We start from the raw sequence: 18,753 nt of genomic DNA, 5'->3' as shown, positions 1-18,753 counted from the left end.
TTTTAACTAAAGCAATTCCTTCTTCTTTGGTATTTTCTACTATTTTAGATTCTGTATCCACATTTCTAACCACTTCTGATGCGGTACGTGAGAGCTCCTCAGAAATGGAAGCATTTTCATTACTAATGGTTTTAGATTTTTTGACTATCTCATGGAGTTTTTCGATGAATTTATTGATATTACGAGAGACTTGAGCAAATTCATCATTAGCAGTGGCAGAAAGTCTTTGTCTTAGATCGCCCTCTGAGCTTGAGAGCTCTTCTACCACAGTGTTGAGATTATCAAGAGGGCGAAGCAAGGCTTTAATCAACACGATCATCACGCCAATGGAGAGAATCAGCATGACAAGCCCCATAAGCATCAACTCTTTAACTTGGGCGTCAAGAAAACTATAGGCCACAGCTTTATCAAATGTAATGGCTGGCATCCAACCTGTTTGTTCTGAAATCTTGTAGGCAAAGATTTTACCTGCTCCATTGTAACCATACTCAATTAAACCCTCTTTTTGACCCTCCAATGCTTTTGCGAGATCTGGTACTAACGCAGAAAGCTCTTTGCCGAGAAGTTCTTTATTGGGATGAGCTATCATGATTTTTTTGGTATCAAGAAGAACACCGTATCCGCCACTAAAGTTGACATCAGCAGTAGCTTTGGTGAGGGCATCAAGGGTGATATCGATACCAAAAACTCCAATCAAACTCTTTTCTCTATAAATAGGAGCCATGATCGTAATCATCTGTTTTTGAGAAGTAGAACCTACATAAACATCGGTAATTCCAAGTTTACCCGTTTCTTTAGCCTGTTTATACCAAGGTCTAGCGCGAGGATCATACTCTTTAGGTTGTTTTTTACCGCTACTCCATGTCATAGTGCCATCTTCTAAGCCAAGATAAGCTTCATACGCACCAACCATTTTAGCGGTTTCTAGAAGTTTTTCAATGAGATCATTGGGTGTCATGAGATCAACATCTTTGAGCGATCTTGCCACGCTATCAACAGCGCTTTTTTTGGATGAAAGCCATAAATCAATATAATCCGTTAATGAACGCGATGCCATTTTTAGACTACTTTCAACCTGAACAACACTGTTCTTTTTTGTATCCATATAGCTTATTGCACTAAAAATACTCAAACTTAAAAACATCAGCACCGAAATAGTTAAGATGACTTTAGCTTTAAACGACATACCCGCTCCTTACTAAGGTTAAATTTTATTCAAAGTATATCGGTTTATCGTTACACATATATTCTAAAAAATGACTAAAATATGACCTTTAGTAATAATTTCGCAATAACTTTTATTTAAACTTCACCTTAACTTTCGTTATGGAGTCTTTTATACCTCAAGCTTTGCAAATGTCAATTGCACATCGTTTTTACCTTGGATTTTTAACTATTTTTGTCTCCTTCTCAACCAACGTTATGCGAACCAATCCTAATGAAGATGCTGTACGAGACATCGCTTTGGTTATCGAAGATATTACAGGAAAAGTCATTGAAGAAAAGACTCAATCACGTAGGTATTTGGATGGAAGATACCAGCAAACGCATGGCATCTTTAGGATAGATAGCAACAAGTACTCAAAAAAAGATCACCCACTCTTTCGCACTCCGTTTCGCATACACTCACCAAACTTCTCTCCAAGTTTTTACACCAAGAAAGCTCTACCCTAACGGTTGAAGAGAAAAAAGAGCGGCTTAAACTCGTCGCGTAAAATCGTTACATGTAAAAGTTCTAAAGTAAATTTGACCTATTGAATATCTCATCAATAGGTCAAACGTATCATTTTACGATTGAAACTGGCTCAATTTGTGATTGAGGTTTTCAGCAAGTTTAGAGAGATGATCAGCAGCACTTGCAATCTCTTCAACACTACGCGCATTTTCGCTGGTCATTGAGTTGATATTGGTCACGAGATTAACAATTTTATCCGTATCGCGAACAATTTCATTGGAATTGTTCGCACTAATGGTCACAGACTCTACACTCTCTTGCATAATCGAAGTCGTATGCGTGATGGTCTCTCCAACATTGATTGAAACAGAAGCTAAATGTCTAATGTTTTGAGCATTTTTACTCATTTGATCAGACGAATTAACGATGGATTGGACGATAACATTAATCGTTGCATTAATCTCCGCCAAAGAGGTTTGTGTGCGCTCTGCAAGCTTTCGCACTTCATCGGCAACAACCGCAAATCCTCGTCCATGTTCACCTGCACGTGCAGCTTCAATGGCAGCATTTAGAGCAAGAAGGTTTGTTTGATCGGCGATATCTGAGATAACGGTTAATATCTCTTTGACTTGTTCTGCATCTTTACTCATCTGTTCTAATTGCTGTGCAAGAGCGGTTTCTGCTTCACTTGCCAGTTCCACTTCGTTTTTGAGCATCACGACTTCATTCTTTGCAGACTCTAGCCTCTCCCCAGCCATACCAATGCTTTTTTTCATAGACTCAGAAAGTATAGCCGTCTCTTGGACAAACTTTTTGATAGAGACAATCTCTTCAATGGTATTGTTGACAATAATAGTACTATGTTCTGCGTTTCTACCTATTTGCATACTGGTGGCACTGAGTTCATGAGAAACAGAGGCATTTTCATTGGATGAATGTTTGACATCATCAATAATAACCTCTAAAGTACTTACCAAACTATTGAAGCTTTTCACAATCTCTTGTATTTCGTCTTTTTTACCATAATTGATACGAAATTTTAACTCTTTATTTTGGACAAATCCCGAAATACCATCACGAATTAAATGAACCCCTGTTATGATACTTTTTCGGATTAAAACGCCTATACCCACAACACTTAATACAATAAGTATCGAGAGCATAATCATGATAGTCATTGCATTACTTTTGACACTAAACGCCTCTTTTGCATCTTTTTCTGCAATCGTTTGATTATACTTCATGTGGTTATTGACCATTTGAGTTAATTCATTAACCATCTTATTCTTTTGATCTATAAGATCAAGAGCTTCACCGTTCTTGCCTTCAAGGCTCAGTAAATACAATTGCTCTACTAATGCCTCATATTGAATAAATAAGGTTTTCTCATTGACATATAAATCTCGATCTTTTTGATCTGAAATAAATGCTTCATATTTTTGAAAGCTCTTTTCAACATTGGCTTTGTACTCTAAAGAGTGCTCTCTTGTTTGTTTGACTTCTTCCTTATTATGAAGTGCAGCAAATTTCCACGCACAAATACGTAACCTGTAAAAATTTTCTTGTAACTCAGCCATGATCAATATACTTGGCAATACGCTAACGTTACATGTATTTGTCTTTTCATACACATCTTCCATTTTTTGAATAGAAATACTTAAGATGCCCAATAAACCTAAAATAGCAATGAACAACATTGCTAATAATTGTTTTGAAATGCTCATTCAATCCTCACACTTTCAAATTATCAGTCAGTAAATCAAGTCTTACATCAAATTATTATAGATTTTTATGCTACCTAGATTCCAAAGAAATGAGCAGATAAAAGGCAATAAAAATTCAAATTTTACTTAACCATACAAACTGTACAACAAATAGCTGGAGATAAAATAGTCAAAATTGTTATTAAAAATAAACCAAAATCTTCGGTCTACCATTAGTTTAATACGACTTAATTTGATCCGCTAAAACCAGAGTATTTTCAACTAAAACAAATGCTTTACTAAAGAGATGGTACATAAATTTTATAGCATGAAAATAGCTCTCTTTGCTGAAAACAAAAAAGCAAAAGGGCATAAAGATTAAATTTTAACTTTTTAAATTTCCTTTACATGTAAAACTTTTTGAGATTTACTCTCAATTTAAGTCTTCTCTAATGCGATTTATTTTAATATATGAGCAATTGTTCATATAAACATATATAAAAAAGGATTGAAGATGAGTGATGAATTTTGCAGTTGCAACATTGTGCATGAAAATATCATCGAAATAGTTAAGAAAAAAATGCCTCAAGAAGAGAAGCTTTACGATCTAGCAGAACTTTTCAAAGTCTTTGGCGACACCACGCGTGTAAAAATCATCTCAGCGCTTTTTGAAGCAGAGATGTGTGTTTGTGATATTGCAGAACTTTTAAGTATGAGCCAGTCTGCCATCTCACATCAACTTCGAGTACTTCGTCAAGCAAGACTCGTCAAACACCGAAAAGAGGGAAAAGTCGTCTTTTATTCACTGGATGACGAACATATTAAAGAGATCTTCAACCAAGGCTTAGAACACATTTTAGAACCACGAGGATTTGAAAATGCAATTTCATGAAACTGCTCCACAAACATGCTCTACAACAGCACAGAGTTGTTGTTCAAGGTGCAAACCTGCCATTCCAGATGACCACGACAACCATGGACACCATCACGCAAGCCTAGACGATTCTAGTATGATGGAGATGTTCAAATCATGGCATTTCATCACCTTTTGTATGGGTGCAGTGCTGTTTATTTCCGCTGTTTTGATGGACGAGAACAATCCACTGATGTTTTGGACGTATCTCATCAGCTTCTTTTTAGTCGGTGGCGAAATTCTTTATATGGCAGTCACTAACCTCTTCAAAGGTTATGTTTTCGATGAAAACTTTTTGATGGGGCTTGCCACTGTTGGGGCATTTAGCATCGGTGAGTACCCTGAAGGTGTTGCGGTTATGCTCTTTTTCCGCGTCGGTGAATTTTTCCAAGACCTCGCCGTTGCACGTTCACGCAAATCGATTACAAAACTCATGGACATACGCCCAGACTTTGCCAATTTACAGACCGATGAAGGTGAGCAAAAAGTAGCCCCGAGTGACGTGAACTTAGGCAGTCGCATCATCGTTAAACCCGGTGAGAAAATTCCACTTGATGGTGTCATCCTAGAAGGTCGCTCTACGCTAGATACTTCGGCTCTTACGGGAGAATCTTTGCCAAAAGAGGTTGCTGTGGGAAGTGAAGTTCTCTCAGGCACCATCAACAAAACAGGCGTTATCATCGTTGAGACAACTAAACTTTTCGCTGAGTCTACCGTCTCAAAAATCTTAGATCTTGTGCAAAATGCCAGTGCTAAAAAAGCGAAAACAGAGCAATTCATCACGCAGTTTGCCAAATACTATACGCCACTGGTCGTGATCTCCGCTGCTCTCCTCGCTTTTGTGCCACCGCTTTTGATGCAAGACGCACTTTTAAGTGACTGGTTTAGACGCTCCCTTGTTTTCTTGGTCGTCTCATGCCCGTGTGCACTTGTCGTTTCTATTCCACTTAGTTTTTTTGGTGGCATTGGAGGGGCTTCAAAAAACGGCATCTTGGTTAAAGGCGGAAACTTCCTTGAAGCGCTCAATGGTGTTGACACAGTCGTCCTCGACAAAACAGGCACGCTTACCAAAGGCATCTTTAGCGTCACTTCCATCAAAGCGCTCAATGGTCATAGCGAAGCGAGTGTCCTACGTCTTGCCGCACTCTGCGAGATGCACTCAAACCACCCCATCGCCCTTTCCATCAAACGTGCTTACACAGAACATTTGGAAGCCGTTGTAAGCGACTATGAGGAGCTTGCAGGCTATGGAGTCAAAGCGATCATCGACGGTAAAACCGTTCTTGCAGGTAACGATAAACTCCTCCTTGAACAAGGCATTGCACATGAACCACTTAACACACCTGATACGGTTGTTTATGTCGTCATTGAAGGTATTATGGCAGGGTATCTCACCATCGCTGATGAGCCAAAAGAGGACAGTAAACGAGCCATATTAGCCCTTCGAGCACTGGGCATTAAAGAGATTGTGATGCTCACCGGTGATAATAAAGCCGCAGCGGAGAAAGTAGCCAAGGATTTAGGCATTACCCACATTGAAGCCGAACTTTTACCACATCATAAAGTTGAAAAACTTGAGTTGATCATGGCACGAAAAAGTGGCAAAGGCAAAACCGTCTTTGTAGGCGATGGCATCAATGACGCGCCTGTATTGGCACGTGCAGACATTGGCATTGCCATGGGTGGTGTGGGCTCAGATGCTGCCATAGAAGCGGCAGATGTGGTCATCATGACCGATGAGATCAGCAAAGTGGCAACCGCGCTTAAAATCGCGCGAAAAACCCATGCTATCGTTTGGCAAAACATCGTCTTTGCACTTGGCGTTAAAGGGATTATTCTTATCATGGGAGCGATGGGAATTGCCACCATGTGGGAAGCCGTTTTTGGTGATGTTGGCGTTGCACTCATTGCAGTTTTAAACGCTACACGCGTTCTCACACACAAATAAACCTTGTAGAATGCTCCTCATTTTGGGGAGCATTTTCTTTTTACATGTAAGATTTTATTACAAAGATATATTTAAAAAGTATTTTACATTGAATGATATAATTCAAAACTATGCATGATTAAGGGGTTGCTTTTTATGTTCAAAATAGTGCTTATCACTCTTCTTTCGTTCAATACTGCATTTTCATGCGCCCTGTGTAGCAATAAAGTTTCTTTCGTTCAAACATCGATTAAAGCCTATGCCAGCGATGACAGCCTTCAAAAAATACATATAAAATGGCAGTTTGGTTCTAGCACTTCAGCGGAAATTGCTAGGGTTTACCAGATAGAGAAGCAAATGCAAGAAGATGATTTACAAAAAATCTATGCTTCGTTGGAAAAAAATCAAAATCCCCCTTTTATGACATTTTTGAACATCAATGGAGAAAACATCGCTTTTAAAATCGAAAATTTTACAATCTTTCTTGAAAACAACCTGATGAATGTTGAGTTTGATATTCCCCTTTCTTATACGCTTCGAGAAAGAAACAATGTCGAAATCGTTTTTTTTGATTCCACAAAAACAATCATCTTTTTAAACAATCTTGATAACACACAAATCATCACTCCAACACACTATAAAACACGAAAAGACAATGGCATAAAAGTGATCAAAGAGATGATGGCAACGACTAATTATATTAAACTTGAGATTACCAAATGATTTTTTTCAACAAGGGTTATCATGGTTAAACTAGCGCTTTATTTTATTTTACTCATTTCATCAGCCCATGCCTGCGCTTTATGTGGTAGCAATAAAATCTCATTTATCAACGCATCAACCAATACCATTTTTTCAAATAACACCATTGAAAAAATAGAGGTTGTTTGGAAATTTGAAGAAGCTTTCTCTTCTCAACTTATCTCATTATACGACCAAAATAGAGACACACTTTTTGATCCTCAAGAAACGCAAACTATGTTTCAGCTTTTAAGCGATGTTGAAAAGCCCCCGTTTATGAGCATGATTCAAATAGATGGCATCGAAATAAAAACGTTTAAAGTATCACACTTTCAAGCAACCATTAAAGATAAAATTGTCTATTTTTCATTTGATATAGAATTAAATTATCCTATGAATGACTCAACAAAACTACTCTTCTATTTTTTTGATTCAACAAGGTCATTGGCTTTTTTTCATACCGCAGAAAATATCAAATATGCCAATACAACCCGTTTCGATATTCATAATACTTTTGGATTTAAAGTCCTGCAAAATACAATGTCTGTCGTCAACACCATCTCTTATGAAGTCCAAAAATGAACCCTTTATCAACAACACCTACGCAAACAAACTTTGTCATCGCATATTTGGCCCAATTTCTGCAAGACCTCTCTATTCGCCTTGGCGATCTTCTGACGCAGATCAAAGAGGGGCATAGTCTAACCCCTGTTTTTGTTTTATTGGCGATCTCATTTGCTTATGGATTTATTCACGCATCAGGTCCGGGGCATGGTAAAACATTGGTTGCATCGTATTTTTTAGCTAACGATAAAAGTTATAAAAACGGTTTTTATGTTGCTTTACTCATCGCAATAGTACATACATTTTCAGCCTTTACGGTGACGCTTGTAGGCTACTTTGTGTTTAAAACACTCTTTTCGGTTGCCATCATTAACATCTCGACGATTGCCACCAAAGTTTCTGGCGCACTTATCCTTGGTCTTGGCATCTACTTTTTAGCCAATAAACTCAAACACTATCAAAGTCTCAAAAAATCACAATGGAGTACAGAACCAGTAACCACTTCATGTTCATGTGCAAGTTGCAAAAATCACGGCAGTAGCGAGTTTGCATTAGTACTTTCCGCTGGACTTGTTCCGTGTCCTGGGACTATTACGATTTTTCTATTTTCGATTACATTAGAGCTCTATTTTATCGGCTTTTTGAGTGCTATTTTTATGAGTCTTGGTATGGGTTTTGTTATTGCTATGACCGCATTAATCAGTACAAAAGCGAGAAAAAGCTCCAAAAATAGATTTGCCAAAGCGTTTAAATTTCTTGATTTTGGAGCTGTGTGTATTATTATCGTTTTAGGCAGCTTATTGATTCTCGTCTAATCCCTAAATGATAGGCTTTTTACGCTTGGTGTAATACATCGAAGGAAGAACTAGTCCAAAAGCGATGGCAAATAAAATACTGATCGCATGCAAGCCATTTTGGATAAAGCTTGAAAGTAAGGCATCTGTTACACCATCTGAATTCATCGAGACAAGGCTTATCATCATCTCATACGCATACGTACCTGGAATCATCGGAATGATGGAAGGAACCGTGTAAACAGGTCTGGGCATCACATAGCGACGTGACCAGAAAACACCGATAATACCAATAGCCGTTGCGGCAATAAACGTTGAAAGTTCAATCGAAAAGTGGTTGTGCATCAAGACATCTCTAAGTCCATACGTAAAGGCGCCACCTACGGCACACAAAGGTAGTGTTGAGCGAGGGACGTTAAAAATCATCCCAAATCCCACAGCAGGAATCGCCGCCCACATAGCATTGAGAAGAAGTGTAAACCATACCATCATTACCATCCTTTAATATCCAAAAGCCCCATGGCGAGCATAATACCAAGGGAAGACATAAGTGTTAGCAATGTCGCTTGCGTCCAACGCCCCCATCCCATACTGATATACCCTTTAAAGGCATCGAGCATCGAATTGATATAGGGTAAACCCGGAACAAGCAATAAAACGCTGGAAGAGAGAACAACACGTCCGGTGGAGCTAAGATCATGATAAAAAGCAAGACTGGCGATCAAAGTACACACAAACGCGGTAAACGCAAAGACAATCAGCAAAGAGTAATTACGGCTGGAGAGTGCCCTGCGTACCATCATACCCACAGAAGCTGCTAAAAAAGTGATCCAAAATCCAGGCCAATCAGCGCCTTGTAAATGGCTAAAAGCAGCACATGAAAGCCCAATCATGGGAACAATAAACCATCCTGGATACGGGTTGGCGTGAATGTTTGCAAGTGAACGTTCAACCATCATAATGTCACGAGGGCTTTGTTCCGCAGCAATACAAATAGTGACGATTTGATGAACAATGGACATATTAATCGGCTGTTCATGCGCTCGTCTTGTGGTCGTAACCGAAGAGTCGCCAATGAGTGTCGTTAAAACAATGGCAGAGGGAATAAGCGAAATTTCAATAGAAGTACACCCAAGCGCCACGCCCAAACGAGACGATAACTGCTCGATCAAACGGCTCTCTGCTCCGTATTCAAGGAGCATGACAGCAACGCGGACAACAACAGTAGTAATTCTGGTTTGTTCTTCATACGAGATCGTGAGAAATCCTTTTAACATTCTATGCGAAGAATCATAGTAAAAATTAGGTTAAAACTAAAAGAAATAAATTATTTTTATGCACATATATTTTTTTAAGCTTTAGATATAAAGAGTTTTTGGCATAAAAGTTTACATGTAAAAGCTTTTTTAGCCATCATTCATAACCTTCATTTCGCTACAATATCGCAATTTGAATTTTGGAAATAGAATGAAAAGCCTCTGTAAAATTGCTATTGTGGCACTTACACTCTTACATATCATCAAACTCTTTACGCCAATCAATCTTGAGCTCTTAACATTTTTTACACTTCTTCTGCTTATTTTTGGTCTATCGATGCAAAAAAAAGGGTTTCGCAACATCACTCTATTCTTTTTTACGTTAGGCATTGCCCTACTCGTCTATTTTGAGCTACCTTTTACCATTTGGCTGCAGTCATTCACCTCTATGACCAACATTATCGCGATCATCGTGGTGATGCAACTCTTTTCTATTCCTATTGAAGTTGGACACTACAACGACACCATTGAGTATTGGCTCAAAAAGCTTTTTAAAAAAGAGAGTTCTCTTTACCTTTTTGCTATGTTTGTCACCAATCTTTTTGCAAGCTTTTTGCTCTTTGGAACGGTTCCCGTGATGGTTTCGCTCTTTAACAAAGCCCTTAAAAACAATGTTTCTGAGTACCAGCGCTTTTTTGCAACCGCTATTATGCGAGGGTACACCCTTGCCCTCTTTTGGGCGCCAGGGGCGATTATCATTCTTTTAGTAATGCAAGTGACGCATGTTTCGTGGTCAGAACTGTTTTTGCCAGGTCTTTTTTTAAGCGCTATGGGATTGTTGACTTCGTATGCTTTAGAGCACTTTACACGCCTAAACAAACCCATCGTTTCGATGTCTGAAACGCTACACACCTCTTCAAGCATCGCCAAAAATGCACCTCAAAAGACAGCTCATATTATTCTTGTGATTATCAGCCTTATCGTGTGTATAGCACTCTTTGAAAAGTTTTCTATTGCCACAGGGACGGGAAGGATTTTACTAGCAGGGCTCATCGTCTCAACCATTTGGATTGCTTATTATCTCAAACAGCCCGAACTAAAAGCCATGTTGAAGGAGTACTGGGGAAACGGCATTATGCAAGCGACTGATTTTTCAGTTTTTTTTATTGCGGTGGGGCTCTTTGCGGGTGCTGTCGATCATAGTGGAATTTTGGGCTACATCCAACCCGTGTTGCAAGAGAGCGTCAACCACCTTGGCATCTTTTCCATCATTGTCATTCCTCTTCTTTTTATACTTATCTCCATCTGTGGTATTCACCCTTTGGTCCTTGCGATTATCTTTGGCAAAATCTTATTGGCGGTTTCACTGCCACTTCCCCCTGTTTCCATTGCATTGATTTTGCTTCTATCAGCTTCCATCTCGTTTATCGTTTCACCGTTTGCGGGTATGTCGTTGTTGAGCGCAAAATATTTAGGTGTTACCCATATAGAAGTCTCGCTTAAATGGAACAGTCTGTTTTGTCTTCTTTTCCTCATTGAAGGGTTGATTTTTGCCTATCTGTGGTCTTTATAAAGAGAGCTTTTTTCTTACATGTAACACTGCTTAAAAAATAGGCAAAAAACTCTCCTTTTCCGCACTTTCTCTGCTTAATTTTGTGCTAAACTACTTTTATGACATTAAAAATTCATTCTGCAAGAAGGAAAAGCACCAAAGGTGCGCGGGCGATCTTTCGAGGAAAACCAAGTGTTAACGTAGTTTTTAAAGCTTTGCTTTAAAAGCGTGTCAAGAGTTCTGCATGAACTCTATTTGAGTAAAAGGGCAAAGGTACAGGTTATGATAGAGTCAGAAAGTCCACTCTATGATGCTTTTAAAGGCATCTTAAACACCATCGACAAGAAACGCGTCCAAGAGTTGCTCGCCTACATGAATACCGAAGCGATCAACTTCAACCTTTTTAAAAACAACGCTTTCATAGAGCGTAAATTTCCTTTTGACATCATTCCTCGCATTGTCTCACATGGGGAGTTTTCCTACCTTGAAAAAGGAATACAACAACGCATCCACGCACTCAATCTCTTTTTAGAAGACATTTATGGAGCGCAAAAGATTCTTAAAGACGGCATCATTCCTAGCGAATTTGTCTTTTCCTCAAAAGCCTATCTTCCCGCTTTTGCCAACACGCCTGTGGCTAAGAACATACGTGTACACATCAGCGGTATCGACCTTGTTAAAAACAGTGTCGGAGATGGCTGGGTTGTGCTGGAAGACAACCTTCGCGTTCCAAGTGGTGTGAGTTACCCACTCTCTTTACGCATGCTAACGCGCAAAGTGTTCCCAGAGTTTTTTGAAAAGCTTCCGATTCAAAGTGTTCAAGACTACCCAAGCCGTTTAGCTGCAGCGATGGAGCATGTCAATACGGGCGGTATCAACGTTATCTTAACACCTGGACGTTATAACTCCGCCTTTTACGAGCACTCCTATCTTGCAAAAGAGAGCGGTGCTATCTTGGCAACAGGTGATGACTTGGTGGTTGAAAAAGACAAACTCTACCTCAAAACCTACAGCGGTAAAAAAGCACGTGTGGGTTCTGTGTATCGAAGACTCGATGATGACGCGCTCGATCCTATTGAGTTCAATCCTGACTCGCTGATCGGCGTTCCCAACATCACGCAAGTATACCGTTCTGGCAATGTCGCTTTGATGAACAGCATCGGAAATGGCATCGCGGACGATAAAGGCATCTACTATTTTGTACCTGATATGATTCGTTATTACCTCAAAGAAGATCCAATCTTGCAAAATGCACCGACCTACTTGGCCTTTTTTGAGAAAGATCGCAATCACATTTTGCAAAACATGCGAAATCTTGTCATTAAAGACGTTGCAGAAGCGGGTGGGTATGGCGTTGTCTTTGGCTCACTTCTGACCAAAAGTGAACGTGAAAAACTCAAAGATGCCATTTGTGCAGAACCGCGTCGTTTCATTGCACAAGAGATTATCGAGTTTTATGACATCGAATGCTTGGATGAAACAGGTGCCTTCTCACCACGCAAAGCAGACCTTAGAATGTTCTCACTGTATGGCGAAGACATCTTCGTCTGGCCAGGAGGGCTCACACGTTTTGCCATGGATCCAACCAGTTACATCGTCAACTCCTCACAAGGTGGCGGTTTTAAAGACACATGGATTTTAAAGGAGAAGCGATGATTCTCATATCACCTCAAAGTGCGGAACAACTTTATTGGATGGGTCGCTACATCCAAAGAGCGGAGAGTATGACTCGTCTTGTTATCCAACTTTTTGATAAAATACTCGACGTTGATTTTGATGATGCCAAAAATTTCTATGCTAGATTGGGTATTGAGCTAAACTATGACTCTTCACAAGCATTTTTGCGCCAAAGTGTTTTTGATGTCGAGTACGCAAGTCTTATTACTGTTATTAATTGTGCGAGAGAAAATGCGATTTTGACACGTTCACACCTCTCAAATCGTATGTTTAGCCGCATAAATGCCCTTTACCTTGCGTATCAAACAGCAAAAGAGGAGCGTACCGTTTCAGTTTTTTGGCTTGAGTCAACCCTCAAAGAGCTTGATGCTATCTGGGGAAATTTAGAGCTTTCGCTCGTTGAAGCCAAAGACTCGCCTTTGATTCAATTTGGAAAGGTTGTAGAGAGAATGGATTTGAATATTCGCATATACGATAGCATTGAAGCCGCGCTTTTAGATGTGGAAAAGCTCAACATTATTGCGGAAAAAATTCGTCCAAACCATAAACATATCGCTCTTTCATCGAGCAACAAATATAAAACATTAGAAAAAATAAATTCAATTTACGGAACGCTCGCCTATGTCCATGAAAGTTAATTTTTCATACGCATTTACGCTTAACTTTAAAGAAGCCGTACGCAAACATGCCTTTTGCTTGCGTATGCTTCCACTCAGCAATGGGGTGCAAACACTTCTTGATTGGGAGCTTCGCATCAACAATGATGTGCCATTTTCTTTAACCAAAGATGGCTTTGGAAACGATCTTATTTTTGGTACGATTGAAAAATTTCACCGCAATTTTGAAGCCATGCTCACAGGGAGTGTGGTCTTTCATGGAAGCTACCAATACAAAGATAACGAGAATGCCTCTTTGTACCTCCATCCAACGATGCTGACGCCTTTTTCAACTATGGCAAAAGAGTATTTAGAGACTTTAATGCTTCCACAATCGCCACTGAGTTTAGCGAAGATGCTTAACCAAACCATCTTTCAAAACTTTGAATATTTAGCAGGTGTTTCGACCACAACCTGTGATGCCGACGCCCTACTTTTGCGCCACCAAGGCGTCTGTCAAGACTTTAGTCATTTGCTCATCACCCTTTTAAGACTGAACAACATCCCTGCGCGTTATGTTGCTGGATTTATTGATGGTGAAGGTGAAAGCCATGCGTGGGTAGAAGCTTATATTGATGGATACTGGAGAGGGTTTGACCCAACCAATGGGATCATGTTAGAACATCAACCTTACATCAAAATAGCGCATGGACGCGACTTTATGGACTGTCGTCTCAACCGTGGTGTCTTTATAGGAAAGAGCCAACAAAACTTACATGTAAACGTTACTGTGGCAAGGGATGAGCAATGATTGAAGAGGTTTTTAGTGTCAAGCTCCCTGTGGAAGAGACGTTGAAACTCAAACGAAACCGTTTCAATCCACCGGACATCACCAAATCAACCAAACGGATTTCCATCGTTACAGGCACGCATGGCGATGAGCTCGAGGGGCAGTATGTCTGCTATTTGCTCATTAAATGGCTTCGAGAAAACCCCAAAAAGATTAAAGGTATTGTCGATATTTACCCTTCGATGAACCCTATGGGTATCGACAGTATCAGCCGCAATTTTCCTTTTTACGATGTCGATCTAAACCGTTCATTTCCCGGTCACACCGCAGACTTTCTACCGGCACAAGTTGCCAATGCTATTGTGGAAACGGTCAAAGGAAGCGACTTTGCCATCGACATTCATGCGAGCAATATTTTTCTAAAAGAGCTTCCTCAAATTCGCATCAGCCGATCAAACGCGCATGATCTTGTACCTTTGGCTGAAAAGTTGGGAATTGATTTTATCTGGGTACACGATGCTGTCACCGTTTTGGAGTCTACATTCTCACACGCACTAAACTCAATCGGTACGAAAACCCTTGTTGTTGAAATGGGGGTTGGTATGCGCATTACCAAAGAGTATGGTGAAAATCTTGCTAAGGGTATTTTAAACTTTATGGCATACGCTGGCATTATTGATGAGCCAATGCATCCCTGTAAAACCTCTGTTTCGACACAAAATTCATCGGTACATTTTATCAATGCCTCGGATGCCGGTATTTTTATACCAACTCTTGAACATAATGTGATGGTCAAAAAAGGTGAAAAACTAGGCGAGATCATCGATCCACTCGAGGGTGTTATTAAAGAGAGTTTACTAAGCCCTTGTGATGGGCTTTTGTTTACCATCCGCGAATACCCCGTTGTGTATGAAGGCTCACTTCTTGCACGCATCTTAGAAAATCCATGCGAGGTGAATGAATGAGAGAAGAGATTTTATGCGAAATCACCTCACTCAGTCGTGAGCCACTTCGTATCAAAGGGTTTCGCTTTGGAACGCCCAATAGCAAACCAAGCTGTGTGATCGTAGGCCCTTTAACAGGAACCGCTATTGATCAGCTTTGGGTCGCATCAAGACTTGTTCGCTTCTTGCGCCAACAAGAACTGGAAAATCCTGCTTTTATAAAAGGAGAGATTTTAGTCGTCCCTGCAGTCAATCCCTACTCGTTTAATATGGGAAAATCCTTTTGGCCGATGGATAACACCGACATCGACGCCATGTTTCCAGGCTACGACAAGGGAGAGTCAACCCAACGCATTGCTGCGAAGCTTTTTGAAAAAATCAATCACTTTGAGTATGCCGTAGTCCTAGAAGCGAGAAAAGATCGTGCTGAGTGTATTCCTTACGTTAAGGTACTCAAAACGGGCTATGAGGATGTCAACGAAGCGCAAGCATTTGGGCTGGATTTCATTCACTACAAAGAGCCAACACCTAGCGATACCGTCTCATTAAACTATAACTGGCAAATCTGGAATGCAAAGTCTTTTTCCATTATTTCAGGCAAAAAAGGCACGCTTCGCAAAATTGAATCAACCAAAGTTTTCGATGCGTTGATTCGCTTTTTGTCTAAAAAAGGGATGATTGATTATGCAGCCTTTGAAGGTGCGGTGGGTAATGTTATCACATCAGAGGATATGGAAGTGGTCAAAAGCAACGCAGCAGGGCTTTTTGACGCGCTTGCACCCATTGGTGAACACGTGGTGCATGGGCAACCGCTTGCTCGCATATATAACGCACTGGATGGCTCACTTTTACAGACCATCATTGCACCATGTGAAGGCATAGTGTCGTGTAAATACGACTATCCACTCATCTTCCAAAATGCTGTGGCATTTCGCATTATCAAACTCGAAAAATAAACGCTTATCGCACACGAAATGAATTAACACTTCGTGTGCGATAAGTCACTACTACTCTGCTAATAACTCAATAGGCGCTATCAATCTTCCTTGCCTATAAGCAATGCCTAAATATTTTAAAGTTGCAAGATCTTGCTCATCTTCAATGTTTGTTGCAATAATCGAAATGCCAAGGCTTCGCACAATGTTATTGAGGCTTTCTTGGCTTTTTCCTGTGCTGGCATCAAGCATAATGTCTTTAAGATACACAACCGAACATTTAACATAATCAGGTCTGATTGCTTGAAGATAATAAGCACCTTCGGATGGAATGGCAAAGCTATCAATACCAAAACGGCATCCTAACATTTTAAGAAGAGCGCTCAAAGAGACAATTGCTTCAAGATTATGAAGGGCAATAGTGTTGCTCACCTCAAACCATAGCATTGCACGTTGGGTTGGAGAGAGTTTTTCCAATTGCTCTTTAAGCCATTGAATATTGGCATAATGTCCTACAAATTCAGCACTCAGGTTGAGTGCTAATGGCGTGTTCATCTCTTGCGCAATAAATCGTTGAAGCATCTTTTGAATCATATAACGATCAATTTCATCCGCCAAACCTAAAACAGTTGCCATAGGGAGGAAAAAGCCAGCGGAGTGTGTAAAGCCATCGCTTCCTTTGAGGCGAATAAAAACCTCTTCATGAACAATACTCGAAGAAGTGTCCTGGGCATGAATAACATTTTGCGTTGCAAATACAAAACGTGACTCGCTCAGTCCATCCACCAATTCTTTGCGCCACTCTTCACGACTTAAAATTAACGAGTGAGGCTGTTGTAATGCCATCGTGCATGTAAAATTACCATTTTGTTTAGCTTGAGATACTGTTAAATCTGCTTTTGAAAGAAGTGATTTAATCGTGTCATGTTCATTATACACCCCTATACCTACGCCAATGACTAAATAGACTAAGGCTTGCGCATCAATACTACGTTGTAGTTCTAAAAGCATAGTATCAAGGTGTTTTTTGAGTGCAACATCATCTTGAAATGGCATTAAAAGGAAAAAGTCGCTCTCATTAAGTCTTGCAAAGAGTGTGTTTTCGCACAACCCTGCACAACCTGATAATCCTTCTGCAACTTTTTTAATCAGCTTCATGTAATTTTCATAGCCGTACTCTTTTTTAAAACGATCCAACTCATCGACACTTAGCATTACATGTAAACCTTGTGACAAGGTGGTATCGCCTTGGAGGTATTCAGGAAGTTTGGTGACTAAATAACGGCGGTTATAAAGCTTTGTCTCTGCATCTTTGTAAAGCAAGTCTTGATACTGCATGAGCGTTTCATTTTCCCGCTCAAAAATATCTTTGACTTTTGAAACCATCGCATTCATAGCGACTGTTGCAGAACGAAACTCCGTTGTAAAAGGCATTTTCGGCTCGATAATAAAACGATTTTCAATAATACCTCGTGCCTGATCGCGAATCTGTTTAATGGATTGAAGACTAAGGGTAAGCAAAAGGTAAAGCAACCCTAAAACAACGACACCAATAACAACAAATGTCTCAACAAGATCAATCAATGTTTTATACAACTGTCTGTAAGCGTTTCCCGTATGCCCGCTGACTTCAAGCGTACCAAAACGATTCCACCCCATCATAATGTCACTCGTCGCATAAGCATTTTGAATGGTCACCGTGTTAATGAACCACTGAGGTACATCGCTCACAAGAACATCGGTTTCTTTCACATAGATAGGATTTCCCTCAACGCCGATTAAAGCAATCCTCTCATAATACCCACTGTCAAAGATAGCATTAATCATCGTCTCCATACTCGCCACATCGTTAGGGTCTACAATTTTTGAAAGAGATAATCCAAGGGAATGCGCTGTATTTTTAGCATTGGTATAGAGCTGGTCTTGAACAAACGCTGTGGCAGTTTTGAAGTTTAACACCATAACACAGGCAAGAATTACACCTAAGAAAAGACTGAGCATTACTGCCATTTGTTTAAAAAGAGTCATTATTTTTCCTTTTTCTCTATTTTAAGCTCATCCCATGCACGTGTCTGTTTGGTAACGGCTGGAAGCATTTTTCCCAGTTGCGCTTGTTTGGCGTTGAACAGATCATCTCCGCTAAAACTATAAATTGGGACAAGATCGGTACGTTCATTTGCAGGGAGGATTTTGTAATTGTAATTATCTAAAACTAAGGGGATAGATTTTGGTGTTGGATAGTACGTAAGAACCATGTGGGCTACGTTAAATTTAAGTGACTTCGCATAGGTCATATACATCTTAGAAGCAGGAACACCCAGTTCTTTGAGCGTAAAATACTTCGCAATAACATAGTCTTCACAGTCGCCTTTATCTTTCCCGATAAACTCCAACCGTGTCGCCCAGTAGTCATCGACACCCCACACCGATTTATCGCTATGATAAGGCGTAGCATTGAAAAAATCATTGACTTTTTCAAGCTTCTCAAGTTCGCTTTCATCTTTAGCACGATTCATCATAGCGACAAGTGCCAACACACGTTTTTTAGCAAACACCCCATACTCTTTTTCAACCTTCTCTAAAGAAATCCCAGAGAGAACGAATTCGGCAGTACTAAAAAGGGTGACAGTAAGTACCGCCACCCCAAAACATAATGCAAGGACGTTTGTTTTCATGCCCTATTATA

At 40.0% G+C, this 18,753-nt stretch carries 18 protein-coding genes; 12 read left to right on the top strand and 6 right to left on the bottom strand.

The window, feature by feature from the left end; all coding sequences use genetic code 11:
- Positions 1–1,186, bottom strand: a 1,186-nt coding sequence (locus N0B29_RS12780; protein WP_263834114.1) for a methyl-accepting chemotaxis protein, incomplete at its 3' end; no start/stop codon positions are given.
- A gap of 170 nt (positions 1,187–1,356) precedes the next feature.
- Here N0B29_RS12780 and N0B29_RS12775 point away from each other — a divergent pair.
- A complete protein-coding gene (locus tag N0B29_RS12775) occupies positions 1,357–1,674 on the top strand; it encodes a hypothetical protein (RefSeq protein ID WP_263834113.1) in 318 nt (105 codons plus the stop codon).
- 114 nt (positions 1,675–1,788) lie between these two features.
- Here the strand turns inward: N0B29_RS12775 and N0B29_RS12770 are convergent, their stop codons facing one another.
- On the bottom strand, positions 1,789–3,399 hold the full coding sequence (locus N0B29_RS12770) for a methyl-accepting chemotaxis protein (protein WP_263834112.1): 1,611 nt from the start codon (positions 3,397–3,399) through the stop codon (positions 1,789–1,791).
- Between the two features lie 493 nt (positions 3,400–3,892).
- Here N0B29_RS12770 and N0B29_RS12765 point away from each other — a divergent pair, with 493 nt between their 5' ends.
- From N0B29_RS12765 to N0B29_RS12745, 5 genes are all read left to right on the top strand, one after another.
- Complete coding sequence (locus N0B29_RS12765; protein WP_263834111.1) at positions 3,893–4,270, top strand: ArsR/SmtB family transcription factor; 378 nt, start codon at positions 3,893–3,895, stop codon at positions 4,268–4,270.
- Positions 4,257–6,239, top strand: coding sequence for a heavy metal translocating P-type ATPase (locus tag N0B29_RS12760; protein WP_263834110.1), 1,983 nt, complete (start codon positions 4,257–4,259; stop codon positions 6,237–6,239). Before N0B29_RS12765 ends, N0B29_RS12760 begins: the two co-directional genes overlap by 14 nt.
- A gap of 135 nt (positions 6,240–6,374) precedes the next feature.
- On the top strand, positions 6,375–6,941 hold the full coding sequence (locus N0B29_RS12755) for a DUF1007 family protein (protein WP_263834109.1): 567 nt from the start codon (positions 6,375–6,377) through the stop codon (positions 6,939–6,941).
- A 21-nt stretch (positions 6,942–6,962) separates the two neighbouring features.
- The gene (locus N0B29_RS12750) at positions 6,963–7,541 is read left to right on the top strand and encodes a DUF1007 family protein (RefSeq protein WP_263834108.1); all 579 of its coding nucleotides are present in this window, start codon (positions 6,963–6,965) and stop codon (positions 7,539–7,541) included.
- Positions 7,538–8,338: a nickel/cobalt transporter gene (locus N0B29_RS12745; protein WP_263834107.1), complete on the top strand. Its 801-nt coding sequence runs from the start codon at positions 7,538–7,540 to the stop codon at positions 8,336–8,338. Before N0B29_RS12750 ends, N0B29_RS12745 begins: the two co-directional genes overlap by 4 nt.
- Before the next feature lie 3 nt (positions 8,339–8,341).
- Here N0B29_RS12745 and N0B29_RS12740 read toward each other — a convergent pair whose 3' ends face one another.
- Positions 8,342–8,809 (bottom strand): threonine/serine exporter family protein, encoded by a 468-nt coding sequence (locus tag N0B29_RS12740; RefSeq protein ID WP_263834106.1) that lies wholly within the window; start codon positions 8,807–8,809, stop codon positions 8,342–8,344.
- Positions 8,809–9,594, bottom strand: a complete 786-nt coding sequence (locus N0B29_RS12735) for a threonine/serine exporter family protein (RefSeq protein ID WP_263834105.1) — start codon at positions 9,592–9,594, stop codon at positions 8,809–8,811. The genes N0B29_RS12740 and N0B29_RS12735 overlap by 1 nt, the downstream gene beginning before the upstream one ends.
- A gap of 190 nt (positions 9,595–9,784) precedes the next feature.
- On the opposite strand from N0B29_RS12735, the gene N0B29_RS12730 reads away from it, so the two are divergent.
- From N0B29_RS12730 to N0B29_RS12705, 6 genes are all read left to right on the top strand, one after another.
- Positions 9,785–11,146, top strand: a complete 1,362-nt coding sequence (locus N0B29_RS12730; protein WP_263834104.1) for a hypothetical protein — start codon at positions 9,785–9,787, stop codon at positions 11,144–11,146.
- Positions 11,147–11,407: 261 nt separating this feature from the next.
- Entirely contained in the window at positions 11,408–12,781 is a 1,374-nt protein-coding gene (locus N0B29_RS12725) for a circularly permuted type 2 ATP-grasp protein (protein WP_263834103.1), read from the top strand.
- A complete protein-coding gene (locus N0B29_RS12720; RefSeq protein WP_263834102.1) occupies positions 12,778–13,440 on the top strand; it encodes an alpha-E domain-containing protein in 663 nt (220 codons plus the stop codon). The genes N0B29_RS12725 and N0B29_RS12720 overlap by 4 nt, the downstream gene beginning before the upstream one ends.
- Positions 13,424–14,209: a transglutaminase domain-containing protein gene (locus N0B29_RS12715; RefSeq protein ID WP_263834101.1), complete on the top strand. Its 786-nt coding sequence runs from the start codon at positions 13,424–13,426 to the stop codon at positions 14,207–14,209. The genes N0B29_RS12720 and N0B29_RS12715 overlap by 17 nt, the downstream gene beginning before the upstream one ends.
- Positions 14,206–15,153, top strand: a complete 948-nt coding sequence (locus N0B29_RS12710) for a M14 family metallopeptidase (RefSeq protein WP_263834100.1) — start codon at positions 14,206–14,208, stop codon at positions 15,151–15,153. The genes N0B29_RS12715 and N0B29_RS12710 overlap by 4 nt, the downstream gene beginning before the upstream one ends.
- Entirely contained in the window at positions 15,150–16,088 is a 939-nt protein-coding gene (locus tag N0B29_RS12705; RefSeq protein ID WP_263834099.1) for a M14 family metallopeptidase, read from the top strand. The genes N0B29_RS12710 and N0B29_RS12705 overlap by 4 nt, the downstream gene beginning before the upstream one ends.
- Positions 16,089–16,139: 51 nt before the next feature.
- On the opposite strand, the gene N0B29_RS12700 is transcribed toward N0B29_RS12705, so the two are convergent.
- Positions 16,140–18,095, bottom strand: a complete 1,956-nt coding sequence (locus tag N0B29_RS12700) for a bifunctional diguanylate cyclase/phosphodiesterase (protein WP_263834098.1) — start codon at positions 18,093–18,095, stop codon at positions 16,140–16,142.
- Entirely contained in the window at positions 18,095–18,742 is a 648-nt protein-coding gene (locus tag N0B29_RS12695) for a transglutaminase-like cysteine peptidase (protein WP_263834097.1), read from the bottom strand. The genes N0B29_RS12700 and N0B29_RS12695 overlap by 1 nt, the downstream gene beginning before the upstream one ends.
- Positions 18,743–18,753 lie beyond the last annotated feature (11 nt).

The sequence above is a fragment of the Sulfurospirillum oryzae genome, from assembly GCF_025770725.1.
In the GTDB taxonomy this organism is placed as follows: Bacteria; Campylobacterota; Campylobacteria; order Campylobacterales; family Sulfurospirillaceae; genus Sulfurospirillum; species Sulfurospirillum oryzae.
The sequence above is the reverse complement of the archived record's forward strand: the minus strand, read 5'-3'. Positions and strand labels throughout refer to the sequence as shown.